This window comes from Streptomyces sp. NPDC015220 (assembly GCF_043079345.1).
GTDB lineage: Bacteria > Actinomycetota > Actinomycetes > Streptomycetales > Streptomycetaceae > Streptomyces.
The window spans coordinates 542886-560993 of record NZ_JBIBUK010000002.1 but is presented as its reverse complement, the minus strand read 5'-3'; the positions used below and the strand labels follow the sequence as shown (position 1 = coordinate 560993).

Here is an 18108-nt window from a genome sequence, read left to right as displayed (position 1 = left end):
TCACCCCGGAATTAGTTAGTTGCACGTTGTACGGTCATGGACGAGAGACGGTTTCAGGCCGTAACGTGCCTTTCGCGCCGGGCGCGGAAAGATGCATGATCACCGCACACATCGTCGGCCGCGGTGCCGTGACGATGCTGCTCGATCTACTGAGGAACCACGGGTGCTGGGGGACGACGCGGAGCTGACCGCCGCGGTGCTTGCGGCACAGGACGGGGACGAGACCGCGTTCCGGACTGTGTACCGCGCCGTGCACCCGCGACTGCTCGGATACATACGCACACTGGTGGGCGACCCGGACGCCGAGGACGTCGCGTCCGAGACATGGCTGCAGATCGCCCGCGACCTGCGGCGCTTCGGCGGAGACGCCGACCGGTTCCGCGGCTGGGCCGCCCGGATAGCCCGCAACCGGGCCCTGGACCACATACGTATGCGCGGCCGCCGCCCCGCGATCGGCGGTGACGAAACGGAACTCAGCGGCAAGGCCGCCGAGTCCGACACCGCTGGCGAGGCCATCGAGTCCCTCGCCACCGGCCGCGCCCTCTCGCTCATCGCCCAGCTGCCCCAGGACCAGGCCGAAGCCGTGGTGTTGCGGGTGGTCGTGGGCCTGGACGCCAAGACCGCGGCAAAGACCCTGGGCAAGCGGCCGGGCGCCGTGCGCACCGCGGCGCACCGGGGCCTGAAACGGCTCGCGGAACTGCTGGGTGACGATCCGGAATCCGCCGGCGCGCTCGGCGCGCTGCCGCCCCCGAGGCAACCGCGGGGCCGCCCGGTGACGTCCGCCGGTGTGACGCATATGCGCGCACGGACGCAGAGGGACATGTGATGGCCGACGAGCAGCACCGATGGCTGGACCGCGAGACGACGGAGCGACTGCTGCGCGGTGAGCCACTGGACAACGTCGACGCGGCCGTCCGGGACCGGGCCGAGCGGCTCGCCCAGGCACTGAACGCGCTGTCCGCCGAACACGACGCCCGTTCCTCCCGGGCCGCCGACCCCCAGGACGAACTTGCCGGTGAGGCCGCCGCGCTCGCCGCCTTCCGCAAGGCGCGGGCTGAGCGGGCCGACGTACCGGCCGCGGCCGCCGGTCCGCGCGCCGCCGACGGTCCGGCCGACGACGGAGCCGTCCGCATCGGGACGCGCCCGCGTCCGGGCGGGCGGGCGCGCGTGCCGCACGGTGGCGCCGGGCGCTCGCGTCCGGGCTGGGGCCGTCCCGTGCGCCTAGTGCTCTCCGCCGCGCTGGCCGCCGGCGCGGTGGGCGGGGTCGCCGCGGCGGCCACCACCGGGGTGCTGCCGGCGCCGTTCGGCGGAGACGACCCCGAACCCGCCGCGTCCGTCCCGGACCGGGCCACTCCGGTCGGCCCGTCCCTCACGCACTCGTCGGCGGGCACCCCCGGCGGCGAGCAGAGCGCGCGGACACCCGGCGGCGCGCCGGCGGCCTCGTCCGGCGGCGCTGCCCGCGACACCGCCCGCGGCGACGACGCCCGGGGCGGCGGCGACGCCACCCCCGGGCCCGAGGACGCGCCGGGCGACGGCTCCGCCGGTCGCTGGGGCAGGCCGACCGCCGCCTGCCGCGACCTGCGCGCCGGCAAGGACCTGGACACAGTGAGCAAGCGTGCGCTGGAGGGCGCGGCCGGCGGTCCCGCGCGCGTGTGGGCGTACTGCGACGGCATCCTCAAGGCGATCGAGGGCCGTGGGTCCGGGCGCGGCGGCCAGGGCCCGGGTGCGGAGGAGGGCGGCGGCCAGGGCGGCCAGAACGGGCAGGGAAACGGCCACGGCGGTGACGGCGACGGCAACGCCGGGCAGGGCGGTGACGACGAGGGCGGTCACCCGGGCGGCGGCCGCTCCAGTGTGAACGTCGTCGTACCCCCGCCCCTCGGTCCGCTCGTACTGAAGCGGGTTGCCACACCCCCGGCGCCGGTCGCGGACCCCACGTCCGACCCCGGCCCCGCGGTGGCCGCGAGTCCCGCGGCCGGCCCGCCGTGATCCGCCCCGGCGTGTCGGACTCACCCGCCCAAAACGCCGCTGACCTGCGGTTTTGCCACTGGTAGAAAAATTCTCGGCGCGAGGTGTGACGTTTTCGCAGACCGGGGCGCAGTAATGAGTGAGCCGACTGGTCATCGGCTGTCGCACAGAGCCGGGGTTCCCCCCGTACCTACGGCTCGTGCATCCGGCGCGGGCGGGACACGTTCCCCCGGTCCCGCCCGCGCCCCGAATCCGCCCGCCGACGGCGTCACCAGTGCACGACGACCTTGTCGCCCGTCCGCACCTGCGCGAACACCTGCGCGATGGCGCTCTCGTCCCGTACGTTGACGCAGCCGTGCGAGCCGCCGGCGTAGCCGCGGGCCGCGAAGTCGGACGAGTAGTGCACGGCCTGGCCGCCGCTGAAGAACATCGCGTACGGCATCGGGGAGTGGTAGAGCGTCGACACATGGTGGCGCGACTTCCAGTAGATGTGGAACACACCCTCCCGCGTCGGTGTGTACTGCGTGCCGAACCGCACCGCCATCGTCGAGATGGTCCGCCCGCCGATCATCCAGCGCAGCGTCCGGGTCGTCTTGTCGATGCACAGCACCCGTCCCGTCAGACAGCGCGCGTCCGGGGCGCCGGCCGGCTGACCGCCCATCGGGTACAGCTCCCACGTGCCCGGTTCGTGCGTCATGCCCAGCAGCCGCTGCCAGGTGACGGTGTCCGTCCGGCCCGTCGCCGGCAGGCCGCGCCTGGCCTGGAAACCCCGGACGGCACGCTCCGTCAGCTCGCCGTACGTCCCGGTCGGGGCCCCGGACAGCCAGGCGATCTGCCGCAGCCGGGCCTGGAGCTCGCGGACGTCACGCCCGGTGTCGCCGCGGGACCACAGGACGCGCGCGGGCGCGGCGGTCCGCCCCCGGGCCGGGCCGGGGGCCGTGCCCGGCCGGCCGTCGGCGGGGGAGCGGCCGCCGGGCGACCGGGAGGACGGGACCTGGGTGCCGGCCGGCGAGCGGTGCCGCCCGTCCGTACCCGCGCCCGGCGCCCCGCCCGCACCCGCTCCGGCCTCCTGCACCCGGCAGCCGCACATCGCCGTCAACAGCAGGAGCGCGGCCACGGCCGCGCCCACCCCCCGCGTTCCCCTGGTACGCATACCGCCCCCGCCGTCTCGTCGGCGCCGCGTCGCCGCCACCGTTCGTGGTTCCGGTCGTACACCGGGATGTCTCCCCATCGCCGAGCGGTGGCGAACCACGGGGCGAGGTGGGACAACAGGAGCGGGAACCGGTCTGTGAGCAAGCTCCCAGCGCGGGGCACTCCACCCGGCGCACGGTCACCGCTACAGTCCGTGGCGGGAGTCGGCCGTACCGACGGGTAACCGACGGATACCTGAGAACGTGGAGGCGCACACCATGGCGCGGGAGTCGGAGTCCGGGCTGCCCATCGAGCCGGTCTACGGGCCGGACGCCCTGGAGGGCTGGGACCCGGCCGAGAAGCTGGGCGAACCGGGCGCGTACCCGTTCACCCGCGGCGTGTACCCGACGATGTACACCGGCCGGCCGTGGACCATGCGCCAGTACGCCGGCTTCGGCACGGCGACCGAGTCCAACGCGCGCTACAAGCAGCTCATCGCCAACGGCACCATGGGCCTGTCGGTCGCCTTCGACCTGCCGACCCAGATGGGCCACGACTCCGACGCCCCGATCGCGCACGGCGAGGTCGGCAAGGTCGGCGTGGCCATCGACTCGATCGACGACATGCGGGTGCTGTTCGGCGGGATCCCGCTGGACAAGGTGTCCACGTCCATGACGATCAACGCCCCCGCCGCACTGCTGCTCCTGCTGTACCAACTGGTGGCCGAGGAACAGGGCGTTCCGGCGGACAGGCTGACCGGCACGATCCAGAACGACGTGCTGAAGGAGTACATCGCGCGCGGGACGTACATCTTCCCGCCCAAGCCGTCGCTGCGGCTGATCGCCGACATCTTCAAGTACTGCAGGGCCGAGATCCCGAAGTGGAACACCATCTCGATCTCCGGCTACCACATGGCGGAGGCCGGCGCCTCGCCCGCGCAGGAGATCGCCTTCACCCTCGCCGACGGCATCGAGTACGTCCGTACGGCCGTCGCGGCCGGCATGGACGTCGACGACTTCGCGCCCCGGCTGTCGTTCTTCTTCGTCGCCCGCACCACGATCCTGGAGGAGGTCGCCAAGTTCCGCGCGGCCCGCCGGATCTGGGCCCGGGTGATGAAGGAGGAGTTCGGCGCCAAGAACCCCAAGTCGCTGATGCTGCGCTTCCACACCCAGACGGCGGGCGTGCAGCTCACCGCGCAGCAGCCCGAGGTGAACCTGGTCCGCGTCGCCGTCCAGGGCCTGGCGGCCGTGCTCGGCGGCACCCAGTCGCTGCACACCAACTCCTTCGACGAGGCGATCGCGCTCCCGACCGACAAGAGCGCCCGGCTCGCCCTGCGCACGCAGCAGGTGCTGGCGTACGAGACGGACGTGACGGCGACGGTGGACCCGTTCGCCGGCTCCTACGTCGTCGAGAGGATGACCGACGAGGTCGAGGCCGCCGCGCTGGAGCTGATGCAGCGGGTGGAGGACCTCGGCGGCGCGGTCGCGGCGATCGAGCACGGCTTCCAGAAGAACGAGATCGAGCGCAGCGCCTACCGCATCGCCCAGGAGACCGACTCCGGCGAGCGCGTCGTGGTGGGCGTCAACCGCTTCCAGCTCGACGAGGAGGAGCCGTACGAGCCGCTGCGCGTCGACCCCGCCATCGAGGCCCGGCAGGCGGCACGTCTGGCGACGCTGCGGGCCGAGCGCGACCAGGCCGCGGTGGACTCGGCCCTGGCCGCCCTGAAGAAGGCCGCCGAGGGCGAGGAGAACGTCCTCTACCCGATGAAGGACGCCCTGCGGGCCCGCGCCACCGTGGGCGAGGTGTGCGGCGCGCTGCGCGAGGTGTGGGGCAACTACGTGCCGTCGGACGCCTTCTGACCCCGTCCGCCCCACCCGTCCGCCCGGGCCGTCCCGCCCGCCGGAATTCCCGCCCGGAGTGTCGCGCTCCCGTGCGACACTCCTTCCCATGTTCGGCGTCATCGACCTCCCCACCTACCTGGCGGGACTCGTCCTCATCGTGCTCCTCCCGGGGCCCAACTCGCTCTACGTGCTGTCCGTGGCCGCCCGGCGCGGGGTACGGGCCGGGTACACCGCCGCGGCGGGCGTCTTCTGCGGGGACGCCGTGCTGATGACGCTGTCGGCCGCCGGGGTCGCCTCGCTGCTCAAGGCGAACGACGTGCTGTTCGGGATCGTCAAGTACGCCGGCGCCGGCTATCTGACCTGGCTGGCGATCGGGATGATGCGGGCCGCCTGGGGGATGTGGCGGACGCGGCGCGAGAAGGCCCCGGAGGAGACCGCGGCCGTCCCGGAGACCACCGGCGAGCGGCCCTACCGCCGGGCCCTCGTCGTCAGCCTGTTCAACCCCAAGGCGATCCTGTTCTTCATCGCCTTCTTCGTGCAGTTCGTCGACCCGGGCTACGCCTATCCGGCCCTGTCCTTCGTCGTCCTCGGCGCCTTCGCGCAGGTCGCCAGCTTCCTCTACCTCAGCGCCCTCATCTTCGGCGGCACCAGGCTCGCCGCCGCCTTCCGCCGCCGCAGGCGCCTGTCGGCGTGGGCCACCTCGGCGGCGGGCGCGCTCTTCCTGGGCTTCGCGGTCAAGCTGTCGCTGGCGAGCGCCTAGGCCCGCTCGGCCGGGCGGGTCCGTGGCCCGCCCGAACCGGTGGCCGGTCGCCGGTCCGGGCCGTCGGGAGGGTGCGGACGCGGGCGTCAGCGGCCCATCGCGCGCCCCAGTGCGCGGGCGCGGCGTGCCATCCGCCGTACTGCCGCGTTGCGCGGTATGAAGGCGAGCTGCGCCGGGACGCCGCCGGGCAGCGCCAGGGAGCTGAGGCGGCGGCGCTTGAAGTAGCGGCGGGTGTGCGTGTCCAGATGGGCGGCGAGGTACCGCTCGGCGGCCACGCGCAGACCTGGGTGGATCCTCGGCTGCATCGCGAACGACACGGCCCGCACCAGCTCGGTCAACGCCTCGACGGTCAGACCCCGCCGCTGCCCGGCCACCGCCGCGTCGTCGTCCAGATCGGGCAGCAGCGCGTCGACGATCGTCACCGGCACCCGGTTGCTGTTCTCGTACGGGGTCAGTCGCTCCAGCAGCGTGCCGGTGCCGGTGCGGGCGACCGGCAGCCCGTACAGCGCCGACGCGGTGAACAGCGCGGTGGAGAAGCAGCCGACCACCAGCGCGGGACGTGTCCGCTGGTAGAGCACCTCGGCGAGGACGGGCGTGGCCAGCACCGTGAGGTCGGCGCCCAGCCGCTCGGCCTCCTCCTCCAGCGCCCGCGACCAGCGGGCCGGCGCGGACGGATGCGGCTTGAACACCACGCGGGTGTGGCCGAGCCGGACCGCTCCCCGCAGCATCCGCACGTGCAGCGCCTCCTCCTCCTCGGCGGTGAGGATGCCGAGCGCGGACAGGTACTGCCCGAGCAGCAGCGCCGGTTCGTCCGGCAGCACGGGCAGGGCGTCGACCTCGTCGCCGAGTTCGGCCAGCACCTTCACGAAGGCGTCGGTCGGCACGATCTCCGGCGCCACGCCGAACTCGGTGAGCAGCACCGGCCTCAGCCCCGGCACCAGGTCCAGGTGCAGGAGACGGTCGACGCAGGTTCCCACCAGCGGGTCGATCTTGTTGCGGGTGGGCCCGTAGCTCATCAGGCCGTCGGCGTAGACGGTGACGGGCGAGCCGGTGAAGATCTGGCAGAAGCCGAGCGCCGGGTTGACCTGGATCGACTCGACCGCCAGCTGCACGTCGTCGTCGCCCAGGTTCCACAGCAGTCTCAGGTGCCGTTCCCACAGCGGCACGTCGTCCGGGCGCGGGGCCCAGCCGCCCGGGTGGCAGGGCGAGATGACCTCGTTCCACGACAGCACGTCGTCGAACCGCCCCCGCAGCCGCTCGAAGCCCGGCAGCTCGTTCAGCGGCGGAGTGGTCTCCGGCATCGCCGCGTTGTTGCAGACGAGCAGGATCCGCCGGTCGGCGGGGGCGAAGCGGTCGGAGTCGAGGGCGGCGGCGAGCGTCGCGGCGCCGTACAGCGTCGACGCCAGGAAGATCTGAGTGGTCACGCGGCGGCTCCCGTCGGCACCGGGCGGCGGCGCAGCCGGCGCAGCCGGCTCGCGCGCTTCAGGTCCATGGAGTCCAGCGCCGCGTCGAGGACGTCCTGCGGCATGCGCCGCAGGGCGGCCGCGCCGAGCGACTTCAGTCTCCGTGCCACCGGCGGCTCGAACTTACCGATGGAACCCAGATGGTGGGAGAGGATCGCGCAGTAGGTGCGGACCGCCTTGGGCAGCAACCGGTCCGCCTCCCGGTCCTTCGCCGTCTCCTCGACGACCTGGTCGAAGGCGCGGATGAAGTCGAGCTGGCGCACGTCGCCGATCTGGGTGAGCGAGGAGGCGACCCCCCGCCGGTAGTGGACGCCGAGCAGCCCGAGCACCGCGAAGGACTCCGCCTCCCGGTGCAGCTTCCAGATCCACGGCCGGTCCTCGGCCGTGCGCAGACCGTCGGTGAAGTGCAGCAGCCCCCGGTCGAGGAGGCGGCGGTGGTAGACGCCCGCCCAGGCGTAGGGGTAGTCGACCGAGGTGGTGCGGTCGGCGGGCAGGATCGCCGCCCGCGGGTCCAGCACCACCCCGCGCCGGCCGAGCGGGACCCGGTGCAGGGTGCGCGTCCGTCCGGTGCACTGCACGTGGTCGCTGCGCACGAAGTCACAGCCCAGCTCCTCGACGGCGGCGAGCAGCCGCGGGTAGTAGCCGGGCGCGATCCAGTCGTCGCCGTCCAGGAACGTCAGGTACTCGCCGCGCGCCCTGTCGATGCCGGTGTTGCGGGCGGTCGCCAGCCCTCCGTTCTCCTCGTGCCGGACGTACACCGCGCCCGGCAGCTCACGCTCCGCGCGCGCGAGGATGTCCGGGGTCCCGTCGCGCGAACAGTCGTCGACGAGAACGAATTCGAAGTCGTCGCGCGCGTTCGCGTGCAGACTTCTCAAGGTGTCGGGCGCGTATTGCTGCACGTTGTAGAACGGCACGATGACGGAGAGCTTGACCACGCAGGTGACGTTAGGACCCGGCCCCCGCCTGCGTCTTTACTCGCGGTTTGACCTTGGGTGAACGACGCGTGGCGATGCCGTGAACCGGCCTTCCCACAGGGCCGATCCGGACCTGATTCGCCGTTCGGCGGCGTGCTGTTAACCCTTTGTTGCGGTCCGGTTGGGCGGAACCTAGAAATGCCTTCCTACGGTCTTCGACGTGCCAGCAAGTGCGATGAAGGCCCTGCGGGTCGCCGTTCTCGCGGATTCCGACACCCGGTGGAAATGGGGCGCGCTCACCGCGAGCCGTATCGTCTCCGCCCGGGCCGGCGGTCCGGGCGAGGAGCCCGGTTCCGGACCGGACGAGCCGGACATCCGTCTCGACGGCTACCTCCTGCGGGGCCGAGCCACCCCCACCACCCGTCAGCTGACGGAGGTCGGCGTCCGCGCGGACTCGCTCCGCGAGGTGACCGCCGTCGAGTTCCTGCGTGCCATGGACGGCGGCGCCGCGGGCGAGGAGCCCTACGACGTCCTCGTCCTCGCCCTCGTCGGCGGCGGGGTGCAGGCGATGCTGCACGGGCTGAAGCGGGTGTGGGAAGGAAGGGCCAGGCGCCCCGTCGTCGTCACCGGCTACGTCGGAGTCGTCTACGAGAAGCTCGCCGACGGTCTGCTGCTGCGGCACGGCGCCGACCTCGTGCTCGCCAACTCCGGTCAGGACGCGGACCGGTTCCGGGCGGTCTACGAGGGCGTGGGCGCCGACGCCTCGGCGGTCACCGAGGTGGCGCTGCCGTTCCTCGGCGGCGCCCCCCACACCGGCGGGAACGACCCGTACACGGTGGTGTTCGCCGCACAGCCCTCCGTGCCGGCCAGCCGCACGGACCGCGCCTACCTGCTTCAGCGGCTGATCGGGCACGCCCGGCTGCACCCCGACCGCGAGGTGCTGCTGAAGCTGCGCTCCCGGCCCGGCGAACACACCACCCACATCGAGGAGATCCCTTACCAGAAGCTGGCCCAGAAGACCGGACTGCCGCCCAACCTCCGCCTGGTCTACGGCCACATGGGCGAGGTCCTGGACCGGACGGACCTGCTGGTGACGGTCAGCTCCACGGCCGCGCTGGAGGCGCTGCACCGCCGTATCCCCACCGCCGTGCTCACCGACCTCGGGGTGCGCGAGGTGCTCGGCAACCACCACTTCACCGGTTCCGGCTGCCTCGCCTCCTGGGACGAGCTGGACGCCGGGCACCGCCCGGCGCCCGACGAGGCGTGGCTGGCCCGGCAGGGCGTGGCCGCCGACGGGTCCTACGCCACCGCCTTCGACGCCGCCCGTGAGCGCATCGCCGAGCTGCTGGCGGCCCCCGGCCCGCTGCCGCCCCTCGACCCCTACTACACACTCGCGACCGCCCCCGGCTACCTGCCGGGCATCCTCGCCCGTCACCACCTCGGCCCCGACGGCGCCCCGCTGCCGGGCGCCCCGGCCGCCGACCGGGAACCCGGCCCGGTCCGGCAGATCGTGCGCAGGGCGGCGCGCGGCGCCTACCGGCACGGCGTGCAGCGCGTCGCGCCCGTCATCCGGCGGATGGGCGAGCTGTGAACCGCCCGATCCCACGTCAAGGAGCAGACCCCATGTCCAACCCGGAAGCGGTCCGGGGCGCCTCGCTGCGCCGGGTGCTCGCGGTGATCCCCGCGCGCGGCGGCTCCAAGGGCGTGCCCGCCAAGAACCTCGCCGCCGTGGGCGGCGCGCCGCTGGTCACGCGCGCGGTGCGGGAGTGCCGCGCGGCCCGGCTCGTCACGGACGTCGTGGTGTCCACCGACGACGCGGCGATCGCCGCGGCGGCGCGCGAAGCCGGCGCCGAGGTGGTGCTGCGGCCCGCCGCGATAGCCGGCGACACGGCCACCTCCGAGGCGGCCGTGCTGCACGCCATGGACACGCACGAGGCGCTGCACGGCGCACCGGTGGACGTCGTCCTGCTGGTCCAGTGCACCAGCCCGTTCCTCCTGCGCGAGGACGTCGACGGGGTCGCCGGCGCCGTCGTCGACGACGGCGCCGACACCGCGGTGACCGTGGCGCCGTTCCACGGCTTCGTCTGGCGGGACACCGAGGACGAGGCGGTCGCGGGCAGCGTGCCGGGCACCGCCGGAGCCGGCGGCGGGTACGGCGTCAACCACGACAAGTCCTTCCGTCCGCGCCGCCAGGACCGGCCCCAGGACCTGCTGGAGACCGGCGCCGCCTACGCGATGGACGCGACCGGCTTCCGCGAGCACCGGCACCGCTTCTTCGGCCGTACCGCACTCGTCCGCACCGACCCGGCGCGGGTCCTGGAGATCGACGACCCGCACGACCTCGCCCGCGCCCGGGCCCTCGCGCCGATCCTCGACGCGGACCGCCCGGCCCCGGGTGCCGCGCGAGCGGGCGGGGACCCCGTCGGAACCCTCCCGACCGGCGCCGACATCGACGCGGTCGTCCTCGACTTCGACGGCACCCAGACCGACGACCGGGTGCTGATCGACTCCGACGGACGGGAGTTCGTCTCCGTGCACCGCGGGGACGGCCTCGGCATCGCCGCCCTGCGCAGGAGCGGCCTGAAACTGCTGATCCTGTCCACCGAGCAGAACCCGGTCGTCGCCGCCCGCGCCCGGAAGCTGAAGCTGCCCGTGCTGCACGGCATCGACCACAAGGACCTCGCGCTGAAGCAGTGGTGCGAGGAACAGGGCATCACCCCCGAACGCGTGCTCTACGTCGGCAACGACGTCAACGACCTCCCGTGCTTCGACCTCGTCGGCTGGCCCGTGGCGGTCGCGAGCGCCCACGACGTCGTACGCGGCGCCGCCCGCGCCGTCACCACCGTTCCCGGCGGCGACGGCGCGATCCGGGAGATCGCCGGCTGGCTCCTCGGCCCCGCGCTGACCCCGCTCGACACCACCCTCGAACCGCTCCCCGGCAAGTAAGGACCCCCACCATGAGCACCTCCCGCATCCGCACCCTCGGTTCGCGCGAGGCCGGCCCCGGCCGCCCCGTCTACATCACCGGCGAGATCGGCATCAACCACAACGGCGACCTCGAGAACGCCTTCAAGCTGATCGACGTGGCCGCCGAGGCGGGCTGCGACGCGGTCAAGTTCCAGAAGCGCACGCCCGAGATCTGCACCCCGCGCGACCAGTGGGACATCGAGCGCGACACCCCGTGGGGCCGGATGACCTACATCGACTACCGCCACCGTGTGGAGTTCGGCGAGGACGAGTACCGCCGGATCGACGCGCACTGCCGGGAGAAGGGCATCGCCTGGTTCGCCTCCCCGTGGGACACCGAGGCCGTCGCCTTCCTGGAGAAGTTCGACGTCCCCGCCCACAAGGTGGCCTCCGCCTCCCTCACCGACGACGAGCTGCTGCGCGCGCTGCGGGCCACCGGCCGCACGATCATCCTCTCCACCGGCATGTCCACCCCGAGGCAGATCCGCCACGCGGTGGAGGTGCTGGGCAGCGACAACATCCTGCTCTGCCACGCCACGTCGACCTACCCGGCCAAGGCCGAGGAGCTGAACCTCCGCGTGATCAACACGCTGGAGAAGGAGTACCCGAACGTCCCGATCGGCTACTCCGGCCACGAGACCGGCCTGCAGACCACGCTGGCCGCGGTCGCCCTGGGCGCGGTCTTCGTCGAGCGGCACATCACCCTGGACCGCGCGATGTGGGGCTCCGACCAGGCGGCCTCCGTCGAGCCGCAGGGCCTCGCCCGCCTCGTCCGAGACATCCGCACCATCGAGTCCTCCCTCGGCGACGGGGTGAAGAAGGTCTACGACTCCGAGCTCGGCCCGATGAAGAAGCTGCGCCGCGTCACCGGGGTCGTCGCCGAGGCGGAGATCGCCGCCGCGGCGGGCGAGCCGGTCGCGGTCTGAGGCCGGGCCGGCCGGTCCCCACCCGCCCTTTACGACGGAACGGTCGTGCGTCGATGAGCCCCCACACCCTCGCCTTCGTCGAGAGCCCCGTCCAGCTCCTCAACGTCCTGGAATGGGCCCACGCCCATGGCCTGTCGGGGGATCCGCGGGACGCGCGGGACCCCGACCCGGCGGCGTGGCCACCGGCCGGGGACGGCCGGGCGGCCGTGACGGAGCACGGGGCCGCCCCGGAGACTCCCGCGAGCGTCGGGGCCCAGGGGGCTGACGCGGCCGGCGGGTCCCTTGGCGTCGCCGTGACCGAAGCGGCCGACGGGACGGACGCCACCACCGCGGCCGGCGCCGCCGCTCCCGCCGCCGCGACCGCGACGGCCGACGGGGCCGGCGGGCGGGCCGGCGGGCTGGTCCCGGCCCAGCGCAGGCGCCGGGCGCCCGGTCCGGCGCGGGCCGGACGGGTGCCCGCCCCGGCGGGAGCCGGAGCGGGGATCACCCTCGTCGTGCTGTCCCCGACCGATCCGATGACCCGTGGGCAGCTGCGGCGGATGGCCGAGCTGGCCCGGGACGAGGGGCACGAGGTCCGGTGGGAGGAGGCGCGGGGCGGCGCGACGGCGCCGTTCCGGACCGTCGGCGGGCTGCGGCGGCTGTTGCGGCGGGCGGAGCGGGTGGTGATGGGCGACCCGTTCTCGCGCTACGTGCAACTGCTGCTGACCATCACGAAGGCACGTGACCTGGTGGTCGTCGACGACGGCACGGCCACCATGGAGTTCGTCGCCCAGCTCGCCCGCGGCGAACGGCTGGTGCGCTGGCACCGCAAGGGCGGCCGGCCGGGCCCGCGGGACCTGCTCTTCGCCCCGGTGTCGGCCGCCGCCCGCCGCAGACTGACACCAAGCACGAGCGGCCGCGGCCGACGGGTGGCGGTCTTCTCCGCCATGCCGGTCGGCGACATACCGGACGGCGTGAGCGTCACCGCGAACGACTTCTCCTGGACCCGCGCCCGCTTCGGACCGCCCCGCATCACCGCCGGCGCCGACCTCGTGGGCACCTCGCTCGTCGAGACCGGCGTGGTGGACGGGGAGCGCTACCTCGAAGCCGTCGGCGCCCTCGCCGAGGCGCACGGCGCGACCCGTTACTTCGCCCACCGCCGCGAGAGCGCGGACAAGCTGCACCGGCTGGCGGTGCGGACGGGGCTGGAGGTGGTCCGGCCCGACCTGCCGCTGGAGCTGATCGCCCGGCGCGGCCCGATCGGCCGTACGATCCTCAGCTTCCCCTCCACGGTGGTGCACACGCTCCCGCTGGCCCTGTCCGGCACCCCGGTCCGCGTCGCCGTCTGCGACATCGAACCGAGCTGGCTGACCGCGCACGCCTCGCCGCGGGCCCAGGGCTTCCTGTCCGGGGTGACCGGGACGGCCCGCGACGTGCACCGGCTCGCCCGGACGGGCCAGCCCGGCTGACCCGGTCGTTCCGGGCCGATCCGGCTGGTCGGCGGGTGTGCCCGGGGAGTCCGTCGGACGGACAAGTCGGGCGTGCTCCGGGTCAGGCGTGGTATGCGTGGAGGAAAAGAACAGTGGGGCGGGTGCCAAGGAAGTGGCGGGCGCCACTCTCCCGGGGATTCCGTGATCCGCTCGGCCCGCGAAGGCGGGCGAGTGTACCCAGCCCCGTCGACGGCCATGCGTCGGCGGCCGGTTTTTCTTCCCCTAACGGACTGAACTTTTGTTGATCTAGGGTCAGTTGACCGCCCCGGCGTCATACCCTTCAGAGGGTGAAGCAACTGATGTCCCCAGAGTCCGAGGCCGATCTCCCCGCGGAAACCGCCCTGCCCGGCACCCTGCCGGAGGCGCTGTACGCCGAACTCGTCGCCTTCCGCCGCGACCTGCACATGCACCCGGAACTCGGCAACCAGGAGTTCCGCACCACCGCCGCGATCAAGGAGCGGCTGGAGAAGGACGGGCTCGCGCCGCGGGTGCTGCCCTCCGGGACCGGGCTCGTCTGCGACATCGGCACCGACGGCGCGGCCGACGCTCACGGCGCGACCGGCGGCGACGGGGGGCCGCAGGGCATCCTCGCCCTGCGCGCCGACATCGACGCGCTGCCCATCCCGGACAGCAAGAGCGATTGCCCCTACCGCTCCACCGTCCCCGACCGGGCCCACGCCTGCGGGCACGACGTGCACACCACCGTCGTACTCGGCGCCGGGCTCGTCCTCGCCGCCCTGCACCGCCGGGGGCTGCTGCCCCGGCCGGTCCGGCTGGTCTTCCAGCCCGCCGAGGAGGTGCTGCCGGGCGGCGCCGCCGAGGCCATCAAGGCCGGTGTGCTGAACGGCGTGAGCCGGATCATCGCCGTGCACTGCGACCCCCGGGTGGACGCCGGGATGATCGGTCTGCGCCAGGGCGCGATCACCTCCGCCTGCGACCGGCTGGAGGTCCTGCTGGACGGCCCGGGCGGCCACAGTGCCCGGCCGCACCTGACGACCGACCTCGTCACCGCCGCCGCCCGGGTCGTCACCGACGTGCCCGCGCTGGTCGGCCGCCGGGTCGACACCCGCGCCGGGCTCGCCGTGACCTGGGGGCGGATCGAGTCCGGGCACGCCCCGAACGTCATCCCGCAACACGCCGAGCTGGCCGGGACCGTCCGCTGCCTGGACATCAACGCCTGGCGGCACGCGCCCGACATCGTGGTCGCCGCGATCGACGAGGTCGCCAACCTGCACAAGGCCAAGTCGGAGATCAACTACGTGCGCGGGGTGCCGCCGGTCGTCAACGAACCGGTGGTGACCGAACTGCTCCGGGCGGCCATGGTCGCGCGGCGCGGCGAGACTGCCGTGGAGAGCACCGAGCAGAGCCTCGGCGGCGAGGACTTCTCCTGGTACCTCGAACAGGTGCCCGGCGCCATGGCCCGGCTCGGGGTGCGCACCCCGGGCGAGCGGACCCTGCGCGACCTGCACCAGGGCGACTTCGACGCCGACGAGTCCGCGATCAGGGTGGGCGTGGAGCTCTTCACGGCGGCCGCCCTCCTGCACCCGGCGCACTGAGAACCGCGAAGGGGGCGAGCGGCGGACTCCCGCCACGGCCGGGAGGCGCGGCCACCCGGTCCCGCCTCCCGCCCCGGTTCGCGGCGCTCCACCCGCCCACCGGGTGCGGCGGCGCCGGCCATGGGGAAAGGTGCCGTTTCGTCCGGGTGCTTCACCGTGTCGTCATCGGGGACACATGACCGTCACCCGCTGTCGGCACGGTTCGGTAACGGCCCGGAGAAAGACCGTTCCCCTGTCCTTCTACGCGCGTTACTGTGCGCCGGAATCGCCACCTGAGGCGGCTCAAGGGGATGCGGGCCGATGACGGCGCCGTGGGCGAGAAGGGGTGCTTGCTGTGCGTACGAACTCCCGGAGGACCAGGTTCTCCAAGGCCGCGGTGGCCGTCGCGGTCGTCGCGCTCGCGGCCGCCGGGTGCGGCAAGTCCAGCACCGACTCCGGCGGCGGTTCCTCCTCCGAGTCCGGGAAGTACTCGGGCAAGGGCATCGGCCTGGCGTACGACGTCGGCGGCAAGGGCGACCAGTCCTTCAACGACGCGGCCTTCTCCGGGCTCGAGAAGGCCCAGAAGGACTTCAGCCTGGGCGGCCGGGACATCGAGCCGCAGGACGGCGAGTCCAACGCCGACAAGGTGCAGCGCCTGGAGCAGCTCGCCAAGGCGGGCTACAACCCGGTCATCGGCGTCGGCTTCGTCTACGCGCCGGCCGTCAAGGAGGTCGCGGCGAAGTACCCGAAGACCACCTTCGGCATCATCGACGACGACACCGTCAAGGCGGGCAACGTCGTCGACCTGGTCTTCCACGAGGAGCAGGCCTCGTACCTCGCGGGTGTGGCGGCGGCCAAGGCCACCAAGAAGAACCACATCGGCTTCGTCGGAGGCGTGGACATCCCGCTCATCCACAAGTTCGAGGCCGGCTTCGACCAGGGCGCCCGGTCGGTCAACCCGAAGATCAAGATCGAGTCGCAGTACCTGACACAGACCGCCCAGGAGGGCGGCTTCTCCAGCCCCGACAAGGGCAAGGACGCGGCCAACGGCCAGATCGAGAAGGGCGCGGACGTCATCTACCACGCGGCCGGCCTGTCCGGTCAGGGCGTCATCCAGTCCGCCGCCGCGCACAAGGTGTGGGCGATCGGCGTCGACTCCGACCAGTACCAGCAGTCCGCCCTGGCCGGCTACAAGGACTGGATCCTCGGCTCGGCCCTGAAGAACGTCGGCGGCGCGGTGTACGACCTCACCAAGTCCGTCGTCGACGGCAAGCCCCTGACCGGAGAGGTGCGCGGCGACCTGAAGTCGGGCGGCGTCGGCTTCGCCGACTCCAACCCGAAGTACCAGGCCATGAAGGACGTCGTCGCCGCCGTCGACAAGGCCAAGCAGGACATCACCGACGGCAAGGTCACGGTCGCCACGAAGTGACGTCCGGCCGGCCGGACGCCGGGCGGGCCCGAAGGCCCCGCTCGCGTCCGGCCGGATCTCCCGCCCGCGCTCGGCGTCCGGTCCGGCGTCCCGGCCGCTCGGCGTACGTTGCGAACGTCCCGGCCCGCGTGAGTCGTTCGGCGGGACGTCCCGCTCCCACGCGGCGTCCGGCCGGACCTCCGGGGCCGGTGGGGGGCGCCCCCGACCGGGTGTCGCGGCCCCGGTCGGCGCCGCCCGGAGGTCGTCCGGCGCCCCCGCCCGGCTCCTCCCACGGCCTTCCGCCCCACCCCGAATCCTCGCCCGCCGTCGCGCCCCTCGCCTTCCGCGAGGGGCGCGGCGCTGTCGGTAAGGGCGGGCCGTGAGTGTGGCCACAGGTCGATAACGGACCGGACAGAAGGGGTTTTCCGTCTGGTCTACGCGCGTTACGCTGCGGCGGAACCAGCGCCTGGTTTGGGCGCTTGCACAAAGGAGTCTCGTTCCATGCGCCGGGTGTCCCGTATCGCGGTTGCGGGCGTTGCAACCGCAGCTCTCGCCGTCACCGTTTCCGCCTGTGGCAGCAGCTCGTCCAGCGAGTCGGCCGGCAACGGCGCCAAGAAGAACCTGGGCCTCGCCCTGGCCTACGACGTCGGTGGCAAGGGTGACCAGTCCTTCAACGACGCCGCCACCGCCGGCATGGAGAAGGCCGACCAGGAGTACGGCTACAAGAGCGCCGCCGTCGAGCCGCAGGACGGCGAGTCGGACGCCGACAAGGCGCAGCGTCTGGAGACCCTCGCCAAGCAGGGCTACAACCCGGTGGTCGGCGTCGGCTTCGCCTACGCGCCCGCCGTCAAGGAGGTCGCGGCGAAGTACCCGAAGACCACCTTCGGCATCGTCGACGACAACACCATCAAGGCGAGCAACGTCGCCGACCTGGTCTTCCACGAGGAGCAGGCCTCCTACCTGGCCGGTGTCGCCGCCGCCAAGACGACCAAGTCGAACACCGTCGGCTTCATCGGTGGCGTGGACGTTCCGCTCATCCACAAGTTCGAGGCGGGCTTCAAGCAGGGCGTCGCGGACACCAAGAAGGGCGTCAAGGTCAAGTCGCAGTACCTGACCGAGACGGCCGCCGAGGGCGGCTTCGCCAGCCCGGACAAGGGCGAGAACGCGGCCAACGGCCAGATCGACGCCGGTGCCGACGTCGTCTACGCCGCCGCGGGCCTGTCCGGCCAGGGCGTGATCAAGGCGGCCGCCGCCCACAAGATCTGGGCGATCGGCGTCGACTCCGACCAGTACAAGCAGGACGCGCTGGCCAAGTACAAGGACTCGATCCTCACCTCGGCCATGAAGGACGTCGCGGGCGCGGTGTACAACCTGGCCAAGTCGGTCAAGGACGGCAAGCCGCAGACCGGTGAGGTGCGCGCCAGCCTCGCCACCGGCGGTGTGAGCCTCGCCGACTCCAACCCCGTCTTCCAGAAGAACGCCGCCCTCCAGGCCGCGCTGAAGAAGGCCGAGGAAGGCATCAAGAGCGGCACCATCCAGGTCAAGTCCTCCTGACCGGACGGTCGTGAGCCCGCCGCGGCCGGTGGTGAACCTGTCGTAGGCATGGTCAAAAGGACGCTGCAATGGCAGCGTTGCGGCCACCGAACGGGGTGTGGGAGGCATGACGGATCTCGCACCCCGTTCGCGCGGCAGAATGCTCGGAACGGATCGGAAGCAAGTCAAGATCGAT

At 73.1% G+C, this 18108-nt stretch carries 14 protein-coding genes; 11 read left to right on the top strand and 3 right to left on the bottom strand.

Annotated elements, in window-relative coordinates; all coding sequences use genetic code 11:
• Window positions 1-163: 163 nt before the first annotated feature.
• Window positions 164-826 carry an RNA polymerase sigma factor gene (locus tag ACF061_RS07375; protein ID WP_392265840.1) on the top strand — a complete coding sequence of 221 codons (663 nt, stop codon included), beginning with the start codon at window positions 164-166 and terminating at the stop codon, window positions 824-826.
• Window positions 826-1986, top strand: coding sequence for an extensin (locus tag ACF061_RS07370; protein ID WP_392265839.1), 1161 nt, complete (start codon window positions 826-828; stop codon window positions 1984-1986). The genes ACF061_RS07375 and ACF061_RS07370 overlap by 1 nt, the downstream gene beginning before the upstream one ends.
• 247 nt (window positions 1987-2233) lie before the next feature.
• Here the strand turns inward: ACF061_RS07370 and ACF061_RS07365 are convergent, their stop codons facing one another.
• On the bottom strand, window positions 2234-3118 hold the full coding sequence (locus ACF061_RS07365; RefSeq protein WP_392265838.1) for a peptidoglycan-binding protein: 885 nt from the start codon (window positions 3116-3118) through the stop codon (window positions 2234-2236).
• Window positions 3119-3374: 256 nt separating this feature from the next.
• On the opposite strand from ACF061_RS07365, the gene ACF061_RS07360 reads away from it, so the two are divergent.
• Together ACF061_RS07360 and leuE are read left to right on the top strand one after the other, a co-directional pair.
• Window positions 3375-4955: a methylmalonyl-CoA mutase gene (locus ACF061_RS07360; protein WP_392266177.1), complete on the top strand. Its 1581-nt coding sequence runs from the start codon at window positions 3375-3377 to the stop codon at window positions 4953-4955.
• An 88-nt stretch (window positions 4956-5043) separates the two neighbouring features.
• Window positions 5044-5697: a leucine efflux protein LeuE gene (gene leuE / locus ACF061_RS07355; RefSeq protein WP_392265837.1), complete on the top strand. Its 654-nt coding sequence runs from the start codon at window positions 5044-5046 to the stop codon at window positions 5695-5697.
• A gap of 86 nt (window positions 5698-5783) precedes the next feature.
• On the opposite strand, the gene ACF061_RS07350 is transcribed toward leuE, so the two are convergent.
• Together ACF061_RS07350 and ACF061_RS07345 are read right to left on the bottom strand one after the other, a co-directional pair.
• Entirely contained in the window at window positions 5784-7121 is a 1338-nt protein-coding gene (locus ACF061_RS07350) for an alpha-2,8-polysialyltransferase family protein (RefSeq protein WP_392265836.1), read from the bottom strand.
• Complete coding sequence (locus ACF061_RS07345; protein ID WP_392265835.1) at window positions 7118-8095, bottom strand: glycosyltransferase family 2 protein; 978 nt, start codon at window positions 8093-8095, stop codon at window positions 7118-7120. The genes ACF061_RS07350 and ACF061_RS07345 overlap by 4 nt, the downstream gene beginning before the upstream one ends.
• A 199-nt stretch (window positions 8096-8294) precedes the next feature.
• On the opposite strand from ACF061_RS07345, the gene ACF061_RS07340 reads away from it, so the two are divergent.
• From ACF061_RS07340 to ACF061_RS07310, 7 genes are all read left to right on the top strand, one after another.
• Window positions 8295-9665, top strand: coding sequence for a DUF6716 putative glycosyltransferase (locus ACF061_RS07340; protein ID WP_392265834.1), 1371 nt, complete (start codon window positions 8295-8297; stop codon window positions 9663-9665).
• 32 nt (window positions 9666-9697) lie between these two features.
• Window positions 9698-11020: a cytidylyltransferase domain-containing protein gene (locus tag ACF061_RS07335; RefSeq protein WP_392265833.1), complete on the top strand. Its 1323-nt coding sequence runs from the start codon at window positions 9698-9700 to the stop codon at window positions 11018-11020.
• Window positions 11021-11031: 11 nt separating this feature from the next.
• Complete coding sequence (locus tag ACF061_RS07330) at window positions 11032-11967, top strand: N-acetylneuraminate synthase family protein (protein WP_392265832.1); 936 nt, start codon at window positions 11032-11034, stop codon at window positions 11965-11967.
• A gap of 293 nt (window positions 11968-12260) precedes the next feature.
• The gene (locus ACF061_RS07325; protein ID WP_392266176.1) at window positions 12261-13415 is read left to right on the top strand and encodes a hypothetical protein; all 1155 of its coding nucleotides are present in this window, start codon (window positions 12261-12263) and stop codon (window positions 13413-13415) included.
• Between the two features lie 320 nt (window positions 13416-13735).
• Window positions 13736-14992 carry an amidohydrolase gene (locus tag ACF061_RS07320; protein WP_392266175.1) on the top strand — a complete coding sequence of 419 codons (1257 nt, stop codon included), beginning with the start codon at window positions 13736-13738 and terminating at the stop codon, window positions 14990-14992.
• Between the two features lie 376 nt (window positions 14993-15368).
• A complete protein-coding gene (locus tag ACF061_RS07315) occupies window positions 15369-16400 on the top strand; it encodes a BMP family protein (RefSeq protein ID WP_392266174.1) in 1032 nt (343 codons plus the stop codon).
• A 480-nt stretch (window positions 16401-16880) separates the two neighbouring features.
• Window positions 16881-17933, top strand: a complete 1053-nt coding sequence (locus tag ACF061_RS07310; protein ID WP_392265831.1) for a BMP family protein — start codon at window positions 16881-16883, stop codon at window positions 17931-17933.
• Window positions 17934-18108: the final 175 nt, after the last annotated feature.

Bases quoted from the DNA above. Each gene is read 5' to 3' on its own strand.
- ACF061_RS07370 (WP_392265839.1), top strand. From the start codon at position 826: ATGGCCGACGAGCAGCACCGATGGCTGGACCGCGAGACGACGGAGCGA.
- ACF061_RS07360 (WP_392266177.1), top strand. From the start codon at position 3,375: ATGGCGCGGGAGTCGGAGTCCGGGCTGCCCATCGAGCCGGTCTACGGG.
- ACF061_RS07335 (WP_392265833.1), top strand. From the start codon at position 9,698: ATGTCCAACCCGGAAGCGGTCCGGGGCGCCTCGCTGCGCCGGGTGCTC.
- leuE (WP_392265837.1), top strand. From the start codon at position 5,044: ATGTTCGGCGTCATCGACCTCCCCACCTACCTGGCGGGACTCGTCCTC.
- ACF061_RS07320 (WP_392266175.1), top strand. From the start codon at position 13,736: ATGTCCCCAGAGTCCGAGGCCGATCTCCCCGCGGAAACCGCCCTGCCC.
- ACF061_RS07310 (WP_392265831.1), top strand. From the start codon at position 16,881: ATGCGCCGGGTGTCCCGTATCGCGGTTGCGGGCGTTGCAACCGCAGCT.
- ACF061_RS07330 (WP_392265832.1), top strand. From the start codon at position 11,032: ATGAGCACCTCCCGCATCCGCACCCTCGGTTCGCGCGAGGCCGGCCCC.
- ACF061_RS07365 (WP_392265838.1), bottom strand. From the start codon at position 3,118: ATGCGTACCAGGGGAACGCGGGGGGTGGGCGCGGCCGTGGCCGCGCTC.